Here is a 19,182-nt window from a genome sequence, read left to right on the forward strand (position 1 = left end):
TTGCTTTTGGCTTTTCTTGTTGTCTGGCCAACTTGAAAAATGAATTGGATAATAAACACAGAGTTGAAAAAATATTTCAACAATTTATAATGAGTTTAACAAACGGAAAAGGCGGGGGACGGAATGTATGTATTAGGGATTGATGGAGGAGGCACGAAGACCACCGGCATGGTCGCGGATGATCAGGGGGAAGTGTACATGCAGGCAGTGACCGGACGCAGCAACCCCAACACCCTGTCACAGGCCGAATTCCATCAAGTGATGGAGAATTTGCTGCTGCAATTGAAACAGCAAGACCCGTCCATTTTCAGTCAGCTGACGGTTTGTTTCGCCGGCATGGCTGGCGTTGGGGAAAGCGGGCGGGCCGCCGAAATTGCGGCATTGCTAAAGAGGCACTTGCCACTTGAAACAAATGTAATCGTAAAAAACGATGCGGTGAACGCCCTGTATGCGGGGACAGCGGGCGAAGCGGGCATCGTTCAAATTGCTGGAACGGGAGCAATCGCTTACGGAATTAATGAAAGCGGGCAAACGGTGCGTTCTGGTGGCTGGGGGTATTTGTTTGATGATGAAGGAAGCGGTTTTGATTTAGGGAAAAGCGCGCTTCGCGCAGTGTTCCGCCAATACGACGGCCGCGGATCTGCTACTTCTTTGACTGAACGGGTGCTGGCCTATTTCGGGGCAGAGCAGGTGCCGGATTTGATTGCCAAAGTATACGGAGGTGAACATCCCCGTTCTGTCATATCGCCGCTTGCCCCATTTGTCATAGAAGAGGCGAAGTCGGGGGATCAGGTAGCGCAATTTATTCTCGAAGATGCCTGCACAAAAATGCTGTTGTGCATTGAGGCATGCCATCAAAGATTGTTCGAAAAAGCAAACTCGACGCCAATTGTATTGTCAGGCGGTGTTTTTACTGATTCTGATCTGTTCATCCCGCTGTTTGAAAAGCTGGCGCGCGAATCTTTGCCGAACGCAGTGTTTCAGCCAACGCAAGTGGTGCCGGCCGGGGGTGCGTTAATTGCTGGATTAAAGTCCCAAGGAATCGGAATCAGCAAAACGTTTATGGAGAGAGTAAAGGCTCATACAAGAAGAGAAGAGGAAAATCATGTCAGGTGAGAAGGTGGAGGGAAGATGAGAGACAAGGTAATTTCATTTTTGCAGCATGAAATCGATCGACAAGTCACACCTGGCGCTGCCATCCGGATCAACTATAAAGGAAAGAGCATTGTCAACGAAGCGCTCGGCACCAATAGTTCTGGAAGCGACCGGGTCGAATTGACAACTCGGCATATATTCGACATGGCTTCTTTAACGAAAGTGATGGTGACGCTGCCGCTTGTTTTGCAGCTTCTTGAGTCAGGTGCCGTTTATCTCCACGACCGGGTCTCCACTTTTTTTCCGGAATTCGCAGTGCATGGCAAAGAGACGATCCGGATTCAACACTTGCTATCGCATTCTTCCGGACTGCCTTCACACCGGCATTATTTTGAACAAAAGCTCACAGTTCAGGAAATCTACAGTGCCATTTGCGACGAGCAATTGGCTTATGAACCGGGAACAAGAGTCGAGTACAGCGACTTGGGCTTTATCTTGCTCATGGGAATTATCGAGAAAGTCACGGGACAATCCATTGAAGAATGTGCACAGCAGCGTCTCTTTGGACCGATGGGCATGCACGATACAAAGTACCGTCCGAATTACGAGCGCCACTGCATCGCCCCAACTGAATGGAGCAAGCATTTACAGGAACACAAATACGGAATTGTCCATGATGAAAACACAGAATCAATGGGCGGCATTAGCGGGCATGCCGGATTATTCTCCACCCTTGAAGATGCGGCGGTCTTTACGGATATGCTTGAAAACGACGGTCTGCACGGAGAAAAACGGATTTTGCATCCGCTTTGGCTAAAGAAATCATGTGAGAATTTCACCCCGTTTTCAGATGAATTCCGGGGGCTTGGCTGGCAGTTGAAAGATGAAGGGCCAAGCCCGATGGGAGATTTGATGTCGCCTCTTGCATACGGGCATACCGGTTTTACCGGCACGAGCTTCTATATCGATCCTGCAGCTGAAATCTCCGTGATTTTATTGACCAACCGGGTTTATTTTGGACGGCAAGACGCGATTATCCGGCTGCGCCCGCGCTTACATAATATTATCATGGCCAATTTGCCAGAAGAGTAAAGGAGGAAGAAGATGGCTCTGCAACAGAAAGTTGGCCGCTTATTGATTGCTGGATTTCATGGCAAGACGGTATCGAACGGCATCAAGCACTTGATCCATTCCTATCACATCGGCGGCGTCATTTTGTTCCGCCGCAATATCGGAACGCCGGCCGAAGTGTTGAAACTCACACGGAGCCTGCAAAAAGAAGCGAAAGATGCCGGGTACGCAGTGCCTTTGCTTGTTTGCCTGGACCAGGAAAATGGCATGGTCCGCAGAATCGGAGAGGGGACAACAAGCATTCCGGGAGCGATGCTGCTTGGTGCAACCCACGAACCGGATCTTGCCCAAAAAGCTGGAGCAATGACTGGCACAGAACTGAAAGCACTCGGCGTCAATTGGAATCTCGCTCCGGTAGCGGATATCAACAACAACCCGAAAAATCCAGTCATCGGTGTCCGTTCATTTGGCGAAAAAGCCGATCATGTAACGGAAATGGCAAAAGGTTTTATGGCTGGCATGAGGAGAGCAGGCGTCGCTTCCACACTTAAGCATTTTCCAGGGCACGGGGACACCACAGTGGATTCCCATCTGGATTTGCCGATTATCAGCCACGGGATGGAAAGGCTCCGTGAAGTGGAACTTGTGCCTTTCAAAGAGTGCATCGCCAGAGGGGCGGATGCCGTAATGGGCGCCCATGTCTATTTTCCGGCATTGGAAAAAGAAGAAAACACGCCGGCCACTTTATCGCATTCGGTGATCACCGGCCTGCTTCGGGAAGAGCTTGGATTTGATGGCGTCATCACAACCGATTGCATGGAAATGGATGCCATCGCAAAAGGCATTGGAACGGTGAAAGGCTGTGTGAAAGCAGTCCAGGCGGGAGTGGATTTGGTTATGGTGTCCCATCAGCACGATTTGCAGGAACAAGCAGTTCTTCAACTGGCGGAAGCAGTTGGAAAGGGCGTAATTGCTGAACAGCAAATTGACCAGTCGATTGCGCGGATTGAACAGATGATTTCAAACTATACAAATTGGGGAGAAATTGAGGCGGTACAGGAACTTCCTGCTTTGGTTGGATCTGAAGCGCATCAAAAGCAAATGAAACCGATTTACCAGGCCGGCGTTACGGTGATCGGGAACAAAGGAAAACCGATTGGAGCGGAAGACCGGGTTCTTTTAATTTCCCCAATGGATGGAGCCGGTTCTTTAGCCGAAAGCAAAACGTCAAGAACAGCGCTGCTGGCGGAGGCATTAAGGAAGCTTCATCCACTTGCAGAGTCTATTGAAGTTGAATTGGACGATGATGTGGAGGTTGCTGCTTTTTCCGATTCATTGAAATCTGCAGACCATGTGGTGGTGGTGACAATGGACGCTGTCCGCTTCGCAGCGCAGAGCAGACTGGTCAATCTCTTGATTGGCAGCGGCAAGCCGGTGGATGTCGTTGCTGTTCGCACGCCTTACGACGCAGCCATGTTTCCAGGGGCAAACCGAATCCTCTGTACGTATGAATATACGTTAGCCGCTTTAGAAATTGCGGCTGAAGTGCTGGTAGGGAAAACGGAAGCCAAAGGGAAGCTGCCCGTAACTTTGGAAATTCACAGCAAGCGCATTTGACGCTTTCCCCAAGCTGAAGTTTTTATTTGCGCGGCAAACATTTCTCCTATACTATTCAATAGAAGCAAAAAGCATGGGAATTTGGTTGGAGGTTTGTTCATGAAATCGTTGGTATCAAAAATAGAATCGAATTTGCCGCAGTTGTCTGAAGCGGAAAGGCGGATTGGCGAATATATCATCGAAAGGCCGGATGCAGTGCCCCACATGACCACCAAAGAGCTTTCGGAAAAATCGGGAGTGAGTGAAGCGTCGATCATCCGTTTCTGCAAATCGATTGGGATGGGAAGCTTTAAGACGTTTAAGCTAGCTCTTTTAAAAGACGTGACGCTGATGGATACGAATTTAACGGATTTTTCGGTTTTGCAGCAGAAGGATTCGCCTTATGACTTGTTCCACAAAATCATCCACGTCAACAAGTCGGCTATCGAATCATGCGCTGATTCAATGGATCGGAAAGAGCTGGCAAAAGCGGTGGAAGCACTTAAAGAAGCTGAGAAACTTGTCTTTTTTGGGGTCGGGGGCTCATCAACTGCTGCGGTCGATGCCCAATACAAATTCACGAAGCTCGGTTATCATTCCATCACATCACTGGATTTCCACTATATGCTGTCGCTTATCCCGCATTTGACGGAAAAAGACGTCTTTGTCGCCATCAGCACTTCCGGAAAAACAAAAGATGTCCTTGAATTGTCCCGTTTTGCCAAAAAAAGAGGGGCAAAGGTCATCGCCCTGACAAACATCAACAAATCTCCTTTATATAAAGAAGCGGATATCCGGCTTTGCACACCAAACGTGGAACAGGATTTCCGTATCGGCAGCATCTCGTCGAGAATGACGCAATTGACAGTAATTGATACGCTCTATATGAGCATGTTCCATCACATCGGCGAAAAAGTGGTGCAGAAATATTATGATGCGCGCAAGGAAATGGAAAGCTTACGAAGATAAATCAGATTTACTTTCAGTGACACCGCGTTAAGTGGTGTTTTTCTTATTTGCAGAATGAAATTAAATTTCGTAATATGAATAAATAGTATTGACTTAAAATTTCAAATAATTACAATAGATTTAAGAAATAAATTCCAAAAGGATGATCTGATGCTGGAAAATTTGTCTACAGAAAAAAGAAACCAGGAAACGATGCAGCTTGATGAAATGTCAACGGCGGAAATACTGGAAACGATGAACAAGGAAGATCAAAAGGTGCCGCTTGCGATTGCAGATGAACTAGCACAAATTGAGCTAGCGGTGGATGCGGTTATTGGGTCGTTCAAAGCGGGCGGCCGGTTGATTTATTTAGGCGCAGGAACGAGCGGGCGTTTAGGGGTGCTTGATGCGGTAGAATGCGGGCCGACATTCGGGATTTCACCAGAAGTGGTCATGGGATTTTTAGCCGGCGGAATGAAAGCGTTCTCAGAAGCGGTCGAAGGAGCAGAAGACAGCTTAGAGATGGGCCAGGAAGACTTGAAATCCATTAGGCTGACAGAGAATGATACGGTGATTGGCATTGCGGCAAGCGGCAGAACACCTTATGTGATAGGGGCTTTGCAGTATGCAAATGAAAAAGGGGCAAAGACAGTAGCGATTTCCTGCAATAAAAACGCTGAAATCAGCCAATGCGCCCGAATTGCCATCGAAATTGAAACAGGTCCGGAAGTGTTGACGGGTTCTACCCGGTTGAAAGCGGGAACTGCCCAGAAACTGGTGCTGAATATGATATCCACCGCTTCTATGATCGGCATAGGCAAAGTTTACGGCAATTTGATGGTGGATGTGCAAGCAACCAACTTAAAGTTGATTGAACGCTCCAAGAAAATCATCATGGATTCGGCGCAAGTCGACTATGATACGGCACAGCATTATTACGAAAAAGCGGATGGCCAGGTGAAGGTGGCAATCGTCATGATTTTGCTTGATTGCACAAAAGAAGAAGCGGAAGCGAAATTAACATCATCAGGCGGTTTTGTACGCAAAGCAGTATAGAAAACACAAAATCGGGAGAGCGGGGGACAGTATGAAAAAAGAACAAAAAATGACTCATGACATTCTCGAAAAAGTCGGGGGAACTGGGAATGTCCAAAAAATAGCGCATTGCATGACACGCTTGCGGTTGTCGCTAAAAGACGACAGCAAAGCGAATATCAATGAATTGAAAAGAATCGATGGGGTTATGGGAGTCATAGAAGATGACACCCTTCAAATTGTCGTCGGTCCAGGGACAGTCAATAAAGTGGCTGCTGAAATGAGCAAAGAAACAGGTCTGGCGATTGGGGAAGAAGCACAGGTTGATGAAAATGACATGGATTTCAGTGAACGCGCTGCTTTGAAAAAAGCGAATATGAAAGAAAAGAACAAAACGCCTTTCAAGCTTTTCTTGCGCAGAGTCGGAAATATTTTCATTCCGTTAATTCCAGGGCTTGTTGCATCAGGAATCATTAACGGAGCAGCTAACTTTGCTAAAAATGCAGGCGTGGATGCAACAGAAACGTGGATGCAGATCTTATTGCTGTTGGGAAGCACCGTGTTTACATACTTGGCTATTTTAGTCGGCTGGAATACAGCAAAAGAATTCGGGGGCACTCCGGTACTGGGAGCGATTGCAGGAGGAATCTTGTTCAACCCGCTATTGGCGGAAATAACGATTTACGGTGAACCGCTGGTCGTCGGAAGGGGAGGATTGTTTGGCGTCGTGTTTGCCGCGTGGTTGATGACATTCATCGAGAAAAAGGTCCGTTCGGTTATGCACAGCTCCGTGGACATTCTCTTCACACCGTTGATTACGATACTGATTGTCGGTTTCGTATCGCTTTACGCCATTGTTCCAGTCGCCGGCCTTTTATCCGATGGCATCACAACAGGATTAATTGCAATTTTGGACGTTGGCGGAGTGGTTGCCGGAGCCATATTGGCAGGATTCTTCTTGCCGCTTGTCATGCTGGGTCTTCATCATGGGTTGACGCCAATTCATCTAGAACTAATGAATACGTTGGGAAGCACCGCATTGCTGCCGATATTAGCGATGGCAGGAGCAGGTCAAGTAGGGGGCACAATCGCGATTTTCGTCAAGACCAAAAATCAGCGGTTGCGCAATATCATCAAAGGCGCGCTTCCGGTAGGTGTACTTGGAATCGGGGAACCGTTATTATATGGGGTCACCTTGCCATTAGGCCGGCCTTTCGTCACAGCTTGCCTCGGTGCGGCATGCGGAGGCGCATTCCAGGCAATCATGCATACAGCAGCACTCGGAATTGGCGTATCGGGCATTTCCTTGATTCCGTTGATCGCTGAAAACAAATATATCCTATACTTCCTTGGCCTAGTCGTCGCCTATACATTCGGCTTCCTCTTCACCTACCTCTTCGGCTTCAAAGAAGAAATGGCAGAAGGGATCTAAGAAAAGCGGAGGTGCCCGTCTAGCCCCGACAAGCGCTGGAGGACTTGAAGAACATGGCGCTTTTTGCCATGATCGGCAAGGCCGAAGCGACCTCGAGGGGCTGGGCACCGGAGCTAGACAACAAGAAAAGCGGAAACGGTCGTTCAGGTTCGACAGGCATAAGACGGACCGGCGAAGTGGCGCTTTTTGCCACACAGCCGGGTTGGCTTATGACCCGAGAACCTGACCGCTGGAGTCTGGCCAACAAGAAAAGCGGAGGTGCCCGTGTAGCCCCGACAAGCGCTGGCGGGCTCAAAGAAATTCATAACACCAAAAAAAGGGAGATGCTTCTCCCTTTTTTCTTTTATACAAAAGGAGGAGACAACATGCGCGGCATTTCTGTATACCTTGGCGAAGAGCCGATCAAAAATTTGGAACCTTATATTCAGCAGGTAAGAGAGAACGGATTTTCCTCGATTTTTACATCCCTGCATATTCCAGAAGAAAACCCATTGCTTTACAAAGAGCGGCTGAAAGAATTGGGAGCACTTGCTGTTAAATATGATTTTGAGCTGATGGCGGATATCTCTCCCAAATCTCTGGCCCACCTTGGCTTTGATTGGGAAAACGCGGATGGCCTGCTTGAATGGGGGCTAGCCGGTTTACGGATTGACTATGGAATTGAAGAAAAAAAGATTGCCGAGTTATCCGGAAAAATGAAAATCGCATTGAATGCCAGCACGTTAACGGTAGAAATTTTAGAGCGCTTAAAAACCGGCGGAATGCGGATGGAATCGGTTGAAGCGTGGCATAATTTTTATCCCCGTCCAGAAACAGGATTGGATAAGCACGAGTTTACGCGAGTGAACCAATGGCTGAAGCAGGCAGGCCTCACAGTAATGGCATTTGTTCCAGGTGATGGGCGGCGCAGAGGTCCGCTTTTTCAAGGGCTTCCCACTTTGGAAGACCACCGGAACTTCACCCCGTTTGCGGCATATCTGGACTTATTAAAAACAGAGTCAGTCGATAAAATCCTGATAGGCGACCCGGCCATCAGCGAAGAATCGATGGCGCAATTTTCGCTGTTTGATCAAGGCATTATCCAGTTGCGGGCAGAAGCGTTTGTAACGGATCCGGCATTATTGGAGCGGCTGGACACGATTCAGACCAATCGCTGGGATGCTGCGCGCGATTGTGTGCGCTCCATGGAATCAAGGGAATACGGGTTGATCGGGACTCATGCTGCCGCCCCTCAACATACCATTGAAAGGTTATGTGGAAGCATTACGGTCGACAATGAAAAATACGGGCGCTACCAAGGAGAAGTCCAACTGTTAAAGAGAGATTTGCCGGCAGATGAAAAAGTGAATGTTGTAGGAAGAATCGTCGAGCAAGATCGTCCGCTGCTGGCATCTATTCAAGGGGGCGTACGTTTTCAATTGAAATGGATATAAGAAAGCGGGAGGAGAATGCGGTTTTGCTGCTCCTCCCTTTATGCCTATACATGACAATTAAATTATTTAAATAATCTGATTATAAGCATTTAGTAATAGGTATAAATTAAAAAATATAGAAATAATTTCTAATTAACTACTTTTGGAATATTTAAAACTGTCAAATTTTTAGATAGTATTTAATAGCATCATAAAACAGTTAGACAAGGAGGAATAAAATGAAAACAAGCACTAAAAAGAAAGCGCTTTCAACCGCGGTGGCCTGTTCGCTTCTTGCTTCATCTCTTTTTGCTTCGCCGGCTTTGGCAGGGAACGCAAAACAATGGGACCAGCCAGGATCCATGGCTCCGGTACTTCATCCAGGAACAGCGAAAGCGGCAGGGATGGTCCAAAACCCATTGGTCCAAGTAGATGCAGCCATTGAAAAAGCGATTGCCGCTAAAACCATGCCTGGAGCTGTTGCGTTCGCAGCGAGGAGCGGCCACATTGTAAAGCACAAAGCTTATGGGCATGCTTCCCTTTATGCGGATGACGGATTCACTGAAGTGGAAAATCCGATCCAGATGGACGAAGACACGATTTTTGATCTTGCTTCCATCAGTAAAATTTTCACGACAACGGCTGCTATGAAGCTGTACGAAGAAGGGCATTTCGAGTTGGATGACCCGGTAGCCCTCCACCTCCCGGAATTTGCGGAAAATGGGAAGGAGCATGTGACGATCCGCCAACTGATGACCCATACATCCGGCTTCACGGCTTGGGTGCCGTTATATTCCCAAGGGCAAAATCGGGAAGACCGCATTCAATATGCATTGCGCTATCCGCTTGCCAATCAACCGGGCGAAAACTATACATACAGTGACTTAAACTTGATAACGCTTGGTGCATTAATTGAAAAGTTTTCAGGCAAGCGGCTGGATGAATTTATGAAAGAAGAAATTACACAACCGCTTGGCATGGCAGACACCATGTATAATCCGCCAGCTTCTTTGAAAAACCGTATTGCGGCCACTGAATATCAGCCGGCTCTTGGAAGAGGGATGGTATGGGGCGAAGTGCACGATGAAAATGCTTGGTCGCTCGATGGCGTTGCTGGCCATGCCGGTGTTTTCTCCACCGCAACTGACTTAGCGAAATTTGCCCATATGTTACTGAACGATGGACGGTACGGCAGCAAGCAAATTCTAAAACCTGAAACGGTGCGTCTGTTGGAAGAAAACCAAATTCCTGAGTTTCCTGGAGATGACCACGGTTTAGGTTGGGAACTGAACCAGGGCTGGTATATGGATGCGTTGGCTGACCCTTCGGCAGTTGGACATACCGGCTATACGGGAACAAGCATTGTCATCAATCGTAAAAACCAAACAATTGCGATTTTATTGACCAATCGGGTGCACCCGTCGCGCAACACCGTTTCCACAAATGGAATTAGAAGAGAATTTGCAAGAGCAGTGGCCGATGCCATACCAGCACCAATTCCTAAAAAAGAAGAAGCATGGTTTGCCGGATATGGAGATAACTTGGACAAAGAACTTCGCGCAGCGATTCCAGATGGGACCACTGAATTTTCATTTGATACGTGGTACCGGACTGAAAGCGGTTCAGACTTTGGTTACGTCGAAACATCCGCTGATGGCGTGACTTGGCAGCAAGTAAAAGCGCCTCTGACCGGCGACAGCTCCGACTGGGGAACTCAAACGATTAAACTTCCGGAAGGAACTGAGCATCTTCGGTTCCGCTACCAAACAGATGCTTCAGTCAATGGACGCGGCTGGTATATTGGGAATTTGAAAGCGGATGATCGAGAGATTTATCCAGAACCTCAAGACAATAGCTGGGTGCTAAGAAACTATTAATCTGATAGGAGGATGAGGAATGCCAAAAACTCAGAAACGGATACTATTGCCGCTGCTGATTTTAACACTTATTGCGTCATCGTTTTTTCCAGGCAGCAACCGTGCGAATGCGGAAACGGCTGTGAAGGATTTAATCATTCTGCAAAACGTTCCTGAAATCGAACTGAGCGGTACAGCGGACAACATCAACTTGGATGCGTTGCATGTCTATCACGACGGCCATTTCTTGCTGGCTTCACAAAATTTGGAATGGACTTCAACAAATAAAACCGTCGCTTCTGTAGACAGCGAAGGGTCGGTATCGGTTACCGGAAAACCTGGCAAAACGTTTATCACCGTTTCCGACGGTACTTATACGGATAAAATCGCTGTTGCCGTGAAACCGGATGCTGCTGCCAAAAGGGGCAAAGGAAAACCGGCGGTCAGTTCGAAGTTGGTGAAAAGCCAAGAAGCGCGTTATGACGTCATCGATTTTTCAATAGAAAACATGACCATGGAAGAAAAAGTCGGGCAAATGCTGATGCCTGATTTCAGAAACTGGAAAGGCAAAAATGTGACGGCAATGCTTCCGGAAATCAAAGCACTTGTGAAGCAATATCATCTTGGCGGCGTTATCCTTTTCAGAGAAAATGTCGTGACAACTGAACAGACTGCTAAATTGGTGGATGATTACCAAAAGGCTTCTGAGAAATACAATCTGCTGATGACGATTGACCAGGAAGGCGGAATCGTGACACGCCTTCAATCGGGAACAGATATGCCGGGAAGCATGGCGCTCGGTGCAACTCGTTCCGCAGATATTACCCGAAAAGTAGGGAATGCCATCGGCGAAGAACTTTCAGCGCTCGGCATCAATATGAATTTTGCTCCTTCTTTTGACATCAACCACAATCCCGACAATCCGGTAATCGGAGTCCGTTCGTTCGGCGAAAAGCCGGAACTTGTTGCTGAGCTTGGAGTGGCCTATACGAAGGGACTCCAAGAGTCAGGAACTGCTGCAACGGCGAAGCATTTTCCAGGCCACGGCGATACAGCAGTCGATTCGCATTTAGGCCTTCCGGAAGTGCCATATGATTTGGAACGGCTGAAGGCGGTAGAGCTATATCCGTTCCAAAAAGCGATGGAAGCGGGCATCGACGCTATTATGACGGCGCATGTCACGTTCCCGAAAATCGATAACACAACAGCGATTTCCCAAAAAGACGGAACAGAAATTAATATCCCGGCGACGCTTTCGCATAAAGTGCTGACTGAATTGATGCGCGAAGACATGGGCTATGAAGGCGTGATTTTTACAGATGCCTTGAACATGCAGGCGATAGCGGACCATTTCGGGCCGGTTGATGCAGTCATTCGTGCCGTCAAGGCCGGAAGCGACATCGTCTTGATGCCAGTCGGGCTTGAAAGTGTGGCAAATGGCTTGTACGACGCGGTGGAGTCAGGCGATATCTCGGAAGAGCGCATTGAAGCTTCTGTAGAACGCATACTGGCATTAAAGCTGAAACGCGGCATCATTAAAGAAGAAACGCCGCAGCCAATACAAGAAAAGGTGGCGAATGCACTTCAAGTGGTCGGTTCAGAAGAACATAAGCTAGTGGAAAAAGAAGCTTCCGAAAAATCCATTACACTTGTGAAAAATGAAGGGGTCCTTCCGCTTGCTCCAGCAGCTGAAGATTTGCTGGTTGTAGTTGGGAACATCTATTCAGATGAACTTTATTTTGGTTTGAAGGCCCGCCATGCCAATACAATATGGATTGAGAAAGACAACTTGCTGACAGAAGAAGAACTGGCACAAGTAAAGGCGGCGAAAGCGGTCATTGTCGGAACGAGAACGTCCACCGTGGCGCAGCGTTCACCCAACAGCGGCCAAATGAAGATGGCCAATCAGATTCTTGCGGCAACAGAAGCTCCGGTCGTTGCTGTTGGCATCCAAAATCCATATGACGTTATGGCTTATCCAAACGTCGATGCCTATTTGACGCAATACAGCTTCCGTACAGCGAGCTATGAAGCGATGGCTTCGACGATCTTGGGCGAACTGTCGCCGACCGGCAAATTGCCTGTCACTATTCCAAGTTTGAATAACGATGTCTTATACGAATATGGCCATGGACTAACTTATTGATTAGCGAGGAGAGAAAATGATGAAAAAATGGCTTGTAATGATACTCACTGCAATGCTCGTTTTATCTTCACTATCAATCGTTTTTGCGGATCACGACAAAGGCAATGGCAAATCCAAAGATAAAGGAAAAGGCCGCAAAGACTTAGCCATCGGCATTGAAGTCTTGCTGGACGAACAAAAAGAATTGATTGAAGGGAAAAATGTCGGATTGATCACCAATCCGACTGGCGTGGACAAAGAGTTGAATAGCATCGTCGATCTTCTGCACAACGATCCCGATGTGAACTTGACGGCGCTTTACGGGCCAGAACACGGAGTCCGGGGAGACGCGCAGGCTGGGCAATACGTGGACTACTACATTGATGAAGTCACGGGACTTCCTGTTTACAGCCTATACGGCAAAACACGGAAACCGACGCAAGAAATGCTTGAAGGCATCGACGTACTTGTTTTTGATATCCAGGATGTTGGCACGCGCTTCTATACCTACATTTATACGATGGCACTGGCGATGGAAGCCGCAAAAGAAAAAGGCATCCCGTTTATTGTTCTCGACAGGCCGAATCCACTTGGCGGGACAAAAGTGGAAGGGCCGGTACTTGATCCGGAATTTGCTTCATTTGTCGGACAGTACGCGATCCCGCTTCGCCACGGAATGACAGTGGGCGAACTGGCAAAGCTGTTCAACACAGAGTTTGGGATCGATGCTGAGTTGACGGTTGTGGAGATGGAAGGGTGGAAACGCGATTCTTATTTCGAGGAAACTGGATTGGAATTTGTTCCGCCATCACCAAACATGCCGACAGTGGATACGGCTTTGGTTTATCCGGGGACAGCGCTGATTGAAGGGACGAACCTCTCTGAGGGCAGAGGGACGACGAAACCGTTTGAATTCATCGGTGCTCCATTCGTCAACAGCACCGAACTTGCAGCGGAATTGAATGCATTGGAACTGCCTGGAGTCACGTTCCGTGCCGCTTCATTTACTCCAATGTTTTCTAAGCACTCCGGAAAACTTTCGCATGGAATTCAAGTGCATGTCACCGATCGCAAAACGTACAAACCGGTTGAAACAGGTTTGCATATCGTCAAAACGCTTCATGACCTGTATCCTGGACAAGTGGAGCTGACAGCGTTTTTCAACAACTTAATCGGCAACGAATGGATCAGCGAAGGCATCGAGAATGGCATGACCGTGGAAGAAATGAAAGAACGCTGGCAAGAGGATTTAAACGAGTTCCAAAAAGTGAGAGCAAACTATTTACTATATTGAAAAAAGAAAGGCTGAAGCTTTCGGGTCAGCCTTTTTCATGTTTATTCAAAAGGAAAAAGATCTTTTAAAATAAATGAAAGGGTTTTCAACTATTTACGAAATTGGTATAGACAACTATACAGGTGTTGGTTATAGTGAACTTAAACTTACATAAAGGAGTGGGGTCATTTGTTTAACTTTTTGCAACGAATAGGGAAATCATTGATGTTCCCGATTGCCACGCTTCCTGCTGCCGCTTTGCTTTTGCGGTTCGGCCAGGACGATTTGCTTGGCATTCCGTTTTTGTCTGCAGCAGGGGCGGGGATTATCGACAACCTTGCCATCATTTTTGCAATCGGCATCGCGTTTGGGCTTGCCCATGACAGCAACGGGGGAGCAGCGCTCGCTGGCGCCATCGCTTATCTTGTATTGACTTCGGCAATCGTAACAATCAATGAGTCGATCAATATGGGAGTATTTGCCGGAATTCTTTCGGGAATCGTCGGTGGGCTTTTATACAATAAATTCTATAACGTAAAATTTCCAGCTTGGCTGGCGTTTTTCGGGGGCAGGCGGTTTGTACCGATTATAACCGCAGCTACAATGACAGTTTTAGCTGGCTTGTTGGGCTATGCCTGGCCGCCGATTCAAGAGGGCATTGACGCAGCAGGCGACTGGATTTTGAACGCCGGCATGTTCGGGGTCGGGGCTTACGGTTTCTTGAACCGCCTGCTTTTGCCGACAGGGTTGCACCATGTTATCAACACAGTCGTGTGGTTTGATTTTGGAACGTTTACCGATGCGAGCGGCGAAGTCGTGCGCGGGGAAATCAACCGTTTCCTAAAAGGCGATCCGACAGCGGGGCCGTTCCTTTCCGGGTTTTTCCCGATTATGATGTTCGGGCTTCCGGCGGCTTGCCTTGCCATGTATATGGCAGCTAAAAAAGAACGCAAAGCGGCTGTCGGCGGAATGCTTTTCAGTATCGCTATTACTTCTTTCTTAACGGGTATTACGGAGCCGATTGAATTCTCGTTTATGTTCTTATCTCCGGTCTTATATGTAGTCCATGCGCTATTGACAGGCGTCGCCATGATGGTGGCGTTTGCTTTCGATATTCGCCATGGCTTCGGTTTCTCTGCCGGCGCGATCGACTATGTGCTGAATTTTGGCCTTGCCGAGAATCCGTTGTTGCTTTTGGTGATCGGACTTTTCACCAGTGTGATTTACTTTGCCATTTTCTACTTCCTAATCGTTAAGCTCGACTTGAAAACGCCAGGGCGGGAAGATGAAGATGAAGATATGGTCGAAGGAGACAGCATGGAACACGGGGCAGTTGGAACAGATGAAACAGACACAAGAGCGTATCAGACCATTGCGGCGCTTGGCGGCACCGACAATATCGTGGCTGTCGATTATTGCACGACGCGCCTTCGCTTGACCGTAAAAGACGCGGACCGGGTGGACGAAAGAGAATTAAAGCGTTCAGGTGCCCGCGGACTGATGAAAATCAATAAAACCAACGTCCAAGTAGTTATTGGGACAGCAGTTGAATTTTTGGCGGATGCCATGAAAAAACGCATCGCTAATGGCAATCCAGCACCAAATCAGCGGAACGATGTTAATTTCAAAAAGGCGGCGACGGCTGAAGAAGAAATGCCAAAAGAAATCTTGCCGGAGGATTTTGTAATGCCGGTAGACGGAAAAATTATTCCACTCTCTGAAGTGCCGGATGAAGTATTTGCACAAGGCATGATGGGGCCAGGATTCGCAATTGTTCCATCGGGCAATACGATCCATTCACCGGTAGACGGAAAAATTGTCAGCATCTTCCCGACAAAGCATGCCATCGGGCTGGTAACAGATACCGGTGTTGAAGTGCTGATCCATTTCGGCTTGGATACCGTGAATTTAAAAGGGCAAGGGTTTGATTTGCTGGTGGAAGACGGCCAGCTAGTGCAGCGCGGCGACGCGTTATTGAAAGTCGATATGGATTACGTCGGGGCGAATGCGCCATCGACCGTTACACCAATCGTTTTTACCAATTTAACCAATCAAAAACTTGAGATGTTGAAAACCGGCAATCAGCGCAAAGGCACGGCTTCTATCATCAAGGTACAATAATGACAAAACAAACCAGGAAATCCATTGTGATTTTCCTGGTTTTCCAAAGGAGGGGCTAAAATGGCTAACAGCATCTTGATTTCCAACATAACGATTGCCGATGCCTTGACTGGCGAATTCAACGGCGACATCTTTTTAAGAGGCGGCAAAATTGTCGAAGTGGCAACAAGGATTGACCGGACGGCGGATATCCACATCGATGCGGCCAATAAAAACTGGAGTGCTCTTCCAGGATTTGTTGACGTCCACATTCACGGGGCAGCAGGATTTGATGCGATGGACGCAACGGCAGAAGCATTGGGAGGAATAGCTGCTGCATTGCCGAATGAAGGGACGACAAGCTTTTTAGCGACGACAATGACCCAATCAGAAAATGCCATTGATGAGGCGCTGGAAAACGCCAGCCGCTTTACAGCCGGCGACGGCCAAGCGGAAATGCTCGGGATCCATCTGGAAGGGCCGTTCATATCAGCAAAACGGGCAGGCGCGCAACCGCTTGAGCACATCACGGCACCGTCAATCCAGCAGTTCGAGAAATGGCAGGAAAGGAGCGGCAACCGCATCAAATTGGTGACCGTTGCATCTGAAGCAGAGGATGGGCTGGAATTTATCGAAGCCGTTTCCAAAAGCGGCGTGATTGCTTCCATTGGCCATACTGACGCGACGTTTGAACAAGTGCAGGAAGCGGTAAACAAAGGGGCGAGCCACGTAACCCACCTATACAACCAAATGAGCCCGCTGCACCACCGGAATCCCGGAGTGGTAGGCGCTTCCTTGCTGGAAGATGCATTAACTGTCGAAGTGATTGCTGATTTCGTTCACAGCCATCCGCAAGCAGTGGCACTGGCTTTCCGCCAAAAAGGCGCAAGCCGAATGGTCCTTATCACGGACGCCATGCGGGCAAAAGGGCTCGCGCCTGGGGTATATGACCTTGGCGGCCAGGAAGTCCAGGTAACGGAAACCGACGCGAGGCTTTCGGACGGGACGCTGGCAGGCAGTATTTTAACAATGGAGGCGGCGGTGAAAAATGTCGCTTCTGTTACCGGCTGCACGCTTGCCGACCTGGTGGCGATGACATCAGCCAATGCAGCGAAGGAATTGGGGCTAGAACACAAGGGTAGCATTGCAGCAGGAAAAGACGCCGACATTACCATTCTTGACGAACAGTTCAATGTGCAACTGACCATCTGCAGAGGAACCATCGCTTATTCGAAGGAGGAGTTGTCATGAACGTCCACGTATATAAAGATTTTGAAACATTGAGCAAGGAAGCGGCAAAACGGGTCGAACAGCAAATTGAGGAAAATAGCGCTTCGGTTTTGGGTTTGGCTACAGGCTCCACACCAGTTGGCCTTTACCGGAAAATGAGCGAAGGCGTCAAAAAACGCGGCATGTCTTACCGGAACATCCAAACGATCAACTTGGATGAATATTTAGGGCTCGACCCCGAGCACCCTAGAAGTTACCACACATTTATGGAAGAGCATTTATTCAAGCACATCGATATCCCGGAAGAGAATCGGCATTTGCCGAACGGCAAGCCGGAATCGGTGGAAGAAGAATGCCGCCGCTACGAGCGGCTGATTGACTCTATCGGACCGATTGACCTGCAGATTTTGGGCCTTGGAACAAATGGCCATATCGGATTCAACGAACCCGGAACCGAAGAGGACGAAGAAACGCATTGCGTCAAATTGGCGGATTCGACGCGTGAAGACAATGCCCGTTTTTTCGGCTCGGTCGATGAAGTGCCGACGCATGCCATTACGATGGGAATCCGCTCGATTTTAAAAAGTAAAGAAATTCTTTTACTGGCTTCCGGCAAAAACAAAGCGGAAGCGGTAAAGACGCTTCTCGAGAAAAAAGTGACAAAAGATTTCCCGGCTTCGTTCTTATGGAACCACTACAACGTCACGCTTATGGTGGACCAGGAGGCGTACGGGCTTGTAAAAACAGAGGGGCGGTGAATGCGATGGTAGACAAACAATCGCCGATCCCGATTTATGCACAAATTGAAGAACAGCTGAAAAACCAGATTTCAGAAGGCAAATTTCCGCCTGGCGCAGCCATTCCGTCAGAACGTGAATTGACGGAAACGTTTGGCGTCAGCCGTATGACCGTACGCCAGTCGATCACCAATTTAGTGAATGAGGGCTTGTTGTACCGGGAAAAAGGGCGCGGAACGTTTGTCGCTGCACCGAAAGTCGAACAACCGCTCAGCGGCATGACGAGCTTTACAGAAGACATGCTGTCCCGGGGCATGGCGCCGAGCAACCAATTGGTGAAGTTTGAAAAAAGGCAGCCGGATAAAGGGATAGCTGAGCAATTGCAGATTATGGAAAGCGACGAAGTTTATTTTGTGGAGCGGATCCGCTACGCTGACAACATCCCGATGGCGATTGAACGAACGTATTTGCCGGTAAAACTTTTTCCGGAACTCCGGGAAGAAGCGCTGAAGGAATCGCTTTACAAGTATGTCGAACAGACGGCGCAGCTCAAGATCGCCGGAGCTGTGCAGCGAATGGAAGCGTCGCTGGCCAAAAAGGAAGAAGCCGAACTGCTCCATGTAGAAGCGCCGTTTGCTGTATTGGTCATCGAACGCGTCAGCAGACTGGATAACCAGGTGCCTTTTGAAGTCGTCCGCAGTACGTACCGGGCCGACCGTTATAAGTTTACGAGCGAAATCCAGCGTTGAGTGAAAAGAGCTGAAGAACTTTCTTCAGCTCTTTTTTTGATTTTGCGGCTGGCGCGGCAAAGTGGTTCTTCTGCTGCCTGCGTAAAGGTTTAAGGGCAGCTCGAAGTGTTCACGTGACAGACAAATTTTTAATATTATACGGATTGCAAAATAGACTTTTGGAAGGAGTCAATGCTATCCTAGAGACATTGGCTGTTAACTAATAGAAAGAAGCCACAAAAAGGAGAGAGTGTAACATGATCGAAAAAAGCTATAAAATCACAAGCCCCGAAGGCCTTCACGCGCGTCCAGCGTCTGCACTAGTCCAAGCAGTGTCACCGTTCGCGGCAGATGTGAAACTCGGATACAAAGAAAAGCAAGTCAACATGAAATCAATCATGGGCGTTATGTCACTTGGCATCGCAATGGGCGGAGAAATCCAAATCGTTGCAGATGGTTCTGACGAAAATGCACTTATGGCTAAAGTAGACGAAGTTTTGGTTTCACAAAACATCGCTCAATAATACAGGTTTCATGAAAGCGC

15 protein-coding genes are annotated in these 19,182 nt (G+C 48.2%); all 15 read left to right on the forward strand.

Annotated features, from left to right (window positions below; all coding sequences use genetic code 11):
• Positions 1 to 123: 123 nt before the first annotated feature.
• The 15 genes from FQV28_RS02430 (at position 124) to FQV28_RS02500 (ending at position 19,162) form a co-directional block, all read left to right on the forward strand.
• Positions 124 to 1,116 carry an N-acetylglucosamine kinase gene (locus tag FQV28_RS02430; RefSeq protein WP_146494011.1) on the forward strand — a complete coding sequence of 331 codons (993 nt, stop codon included), beginning with the start codon at positions 124 to 126 and terminating at the stop codon, positions 1,114 to 1,116.
• 15 nt (positions 1,117 to 1,131) lie between these two features.
• Positions 1,132 to 2,187: a serine hydrolase domain-containing protein gene (locus tag FQV28_RS02435; RefSeq protein WP_146494012.1), complete on the forward strand. Its 1,056-nt coding sequence runs from the start codon at positions 1,132 to 1,134 to the stop codon at positions 2,185 to 2,187.
• 12 nt (positions 2,188 to 2,199) lie between these two features.
• Positions 2,200 to 3,783, forward strand: a complete 1,584-nt coding sequence (gene nagZ, locus FQV28_RS02440; protein WP_146494013.1) for a beta-N-acetylhexosaminidase — start codon at positions 2,200 to 2,202, stop codon at positions 3,781 to 3,783.
• A 99-nt stretch (positions 3,784 to 3,882) separates the two neighbouring features.
• Positions 3,883 to 4,731 (forward strand): MurR/RpiR family transcriptional regulator, encoded by an 849-nt coding sequence (locus FQV28_RS02445; RefSeq protein WP_146494014.1) that lies wholly within the window; start codon positions 3,883 to 3,885, stop codon positions 4,729 to 4,731.
• Between the two features lie 150 nt (positions 4,732 to 4,881).
• Positions 4,882 to 5,766, forward strand: a complete 885-nt coding sequence (murQ, locus tag FQV28_RS02450) for an N-acetylmuramic acid 6-phosphate etherase (RefSeq protein ID WP_146494015.1) — start codon at positions 4,882 to 4,884, stop codon at positions 5,764 to 5,766.
• A 31-nt stretch (positions 5,767 to 5,797) separates the two neighbouring features.
• Positions 5,798 to 7,177 carry a PTS transporter subunit EIIC gene (locus FQV28_RS02455; RefSeq protein WP_146494016.1) on the forward strand — a complete coding sequence of 460 codons (1,380 nt, stop codon included), beginning with the start codon at positions 5,798 to 5,800 and terminating at the stop codon, positions 7,175 to 7,177.
• Positions 7,178 to 7,230: 53 nt separating this feature from the next.
• Positions 7,231 to 8,610 (forward strand): DUF871 domain-containing protein, encoded by a 1,380-nt coding sequence (locus tag FQV28_RS02460; RefSeq protein ID WP_370455104.1) that lies wholly within the window; start codon positions 7,231 to 7,233, stop codon positions 8,608 to 8,610.
• A gap of 218 nt (positions 8,611 to 8,828) precedes the next feature.
• Positions 8,829 to 10,466, forward strand: coding sequence for a serine hydrolase domain-containing protein (locus tag FQV28_RS02465; protein WP_146494017.1), 1,638 nt, complete (start codon positions 8,829 to 8,831; stop codon positions 10,464 to 10,466).
• 19 nt (positions 10,467 to 10,485) lie between these two features.
• A complete protein-coding gene (locus tag FQV28_RS02470) occupies positions 10,486 to 12,591 on the forward strand; it encodes a glycoside hydrolase family 3 protein (RefSeq protein WP_146494018.1) in 2,106 nt (701 codons plus the stop codon).
• Positions 12,592 to 12,610: 19 nt separating this feature from the next.
• Positions 12,611 to 13,864, forward strand: coding sequence for an exo-beta-N-acetylmuramidase NamZ family protein (locus tag FQV28_RS02475; RefSeq protein ID WP_146494019.1), 1,254 nt, complete (start codon positions 12,611 to 12,613; stop codon positions 13,862 to 13,864).
• A 168-nt stretch (positions 13,865 to 14,032) separates the two neighbouring features.
• The gene (gene nagE, locus FQV28_RS02480) at positions 14,033 to 15,964 is read left to right on the forward strand and encodes an N-acetylglucosamine-specific PTS transporter subunit IIBC (RefSeq protein ID WP_146494020.1); all 1,932 of its coding nucleotides are present in this window, start codon (positions 14,033 to 14,035) and stop codon (positions 15,962 to 15,964) included.
• 60 nt (positions 15,965 to 16,024) lie between these two features.
• Positions 16,025 to 17,194: an N-acetylglucosamine-6-phosphate deacetylase gene (gene nagA, locus FQV28_RS02485; protein ID WP_146494021.1), complete on the forward strand. Its 1,170-nt coding sequence runs from the start codon at positions 16,025 to 16,027 to the stop codon at positions 17,192 to 17,194.
• Positions 17,191 to 17,931, forward strand: coding sequence for a glucosamine-6-phosphate deaminase (gene nagB, locus FQV28_RS02490; RefSeq protein WP_146494022.1), 741 nt, complete (start codon positions 17,191 to 17,193; stop codon positions 17,929 to 17,931). The genes nagA and nagB overlap by 4 nt, the downstream gene beginning before the upstream one ends.
• Before the next feature lie 5 nt (positions 17,932 to 17,936).
• Positions 17,937 to 18,659, forward strand: a complete 723-nt coding sequence (locus tag FQV28_RS02495; protein WP_146494023.1) for a GntR family transcriptional regulator — start codon at positions 17,937 to 17,939, stop codon at positions 18,657 to 18,659.
• Positions 18,660 to 18,895: 236 nt separating this feature from the next.
• Complete coding sequence (locus tag FQV28_RS02500; protein WP_146494024.1) at positions 18,896 to 19,162, forward strand: HPr family phosphocarrier protein; 267 nt, start codon at positions 18,896 to 18,898, stop codon at positions 19,160 to 19,162.
• The last annotated feature ends 20 nt before the right edge of the window (positions 19,163 to 19,182 follow it).

The sequence above is a fragment of the Planomicrobium sp. CPCC 101079 genome (genome assembly GCF_007859275.1).
Lineage (GTDB): Bacteria > Bacillota > Bacilli > Bacillales_A > Planococcaceae > Planococcus.

Coding starts and splice junctions, on each gene's coding strand:
- FQV28_RS02455 (WP_146494016.1), top strand. CDS start 5,798: ATGAAAAAAGAACAAAAAATGACTCATGACATTCTCGAAAAAGTCGGG.
- FQV28_RS02445 (WP_146494014.1), top strand. CDS start 3,883: ATGAAATCGTTGGTATCAAAAATAGAATCGAATTTGCCGCAGTTGTCT.
- FQV28_RS02430 (WP_146494011.1), top strand. CDS start 124: ATGTATGTATTAGGGATTGATGGAGGAGGCACGAAGACCACCGGCATG.
- nagZ (WP_146494013.1), top strand. CDS start 2,200: ATGGCTCTGCAACAGAAAGTTGGCCGCTTATTGATTGCTGGATTTCAT.
- FQV28_RS02470 (WP_146494018.1), top strand. CDS start 10,486: ATGCCAAAAACTCAGAAACGGATACTATTGCCGCTGCTGATTTTAACA.
- FQV28_RS02495 (WP_146494023.1), top strand. CDS start 17,937: ATGGTAGACAAACAATCGCCGATCCCGATTTATGCACAAATTGAAGAA.
- FQV28_RS02465 (WP_146494017.1), top strand. CDS start 8,829: ATGAAAACAAGCACTAAAAAGAAAGCGCTTTCAACCGCGGTGGCCTGT.
- FQV28_RS02500 (WP_146494024.1), top strand. CDS start 18,896: ATGATCGAAAAAAGCTATAAAATCACAAGCCCCGAAGGCCTTCACGCG.
- nagA (WP_146494021.1), top strand. CDS start 16,025: ATGGCTAACAGCATCTTGATTTCCAACATAACGATTGCCGATGCCTTG.
- FQV28_RS02475 (WP_146494019.1), top strand. CDS start 12,611: ATGAAAAAATGGCTTGTAATGATACTCACTGCAATGCTCGTTTTATCT.
- nagB (WP_146494022.1), top strand. CDS start 17,191: ATGAACGTCCACGTATATAAAGATTTTGAAACATTGAGCAAGGAAGCG.
- FQV28_RS02460 (WP_370455104.1), top strand. CDS start 7,231: ATGGCGCTTTTTGCCATGATCGGCAAGGCCGAAGCGACCTCGAGGGGC.
- murQ (WP_146494015.1), top strand. CDS start 4,882: ATGCTGGAAAATTTGTCTACAGAAAAAAGAAACCAGGAAACGATGCAG.
- FQV28_RS02435 (WP_146494012.1), top strand. CDS start 1,132: ATGAGAGACAAGGTAATTTCATTTTTGCAGCATGAAATCGATCGACAA.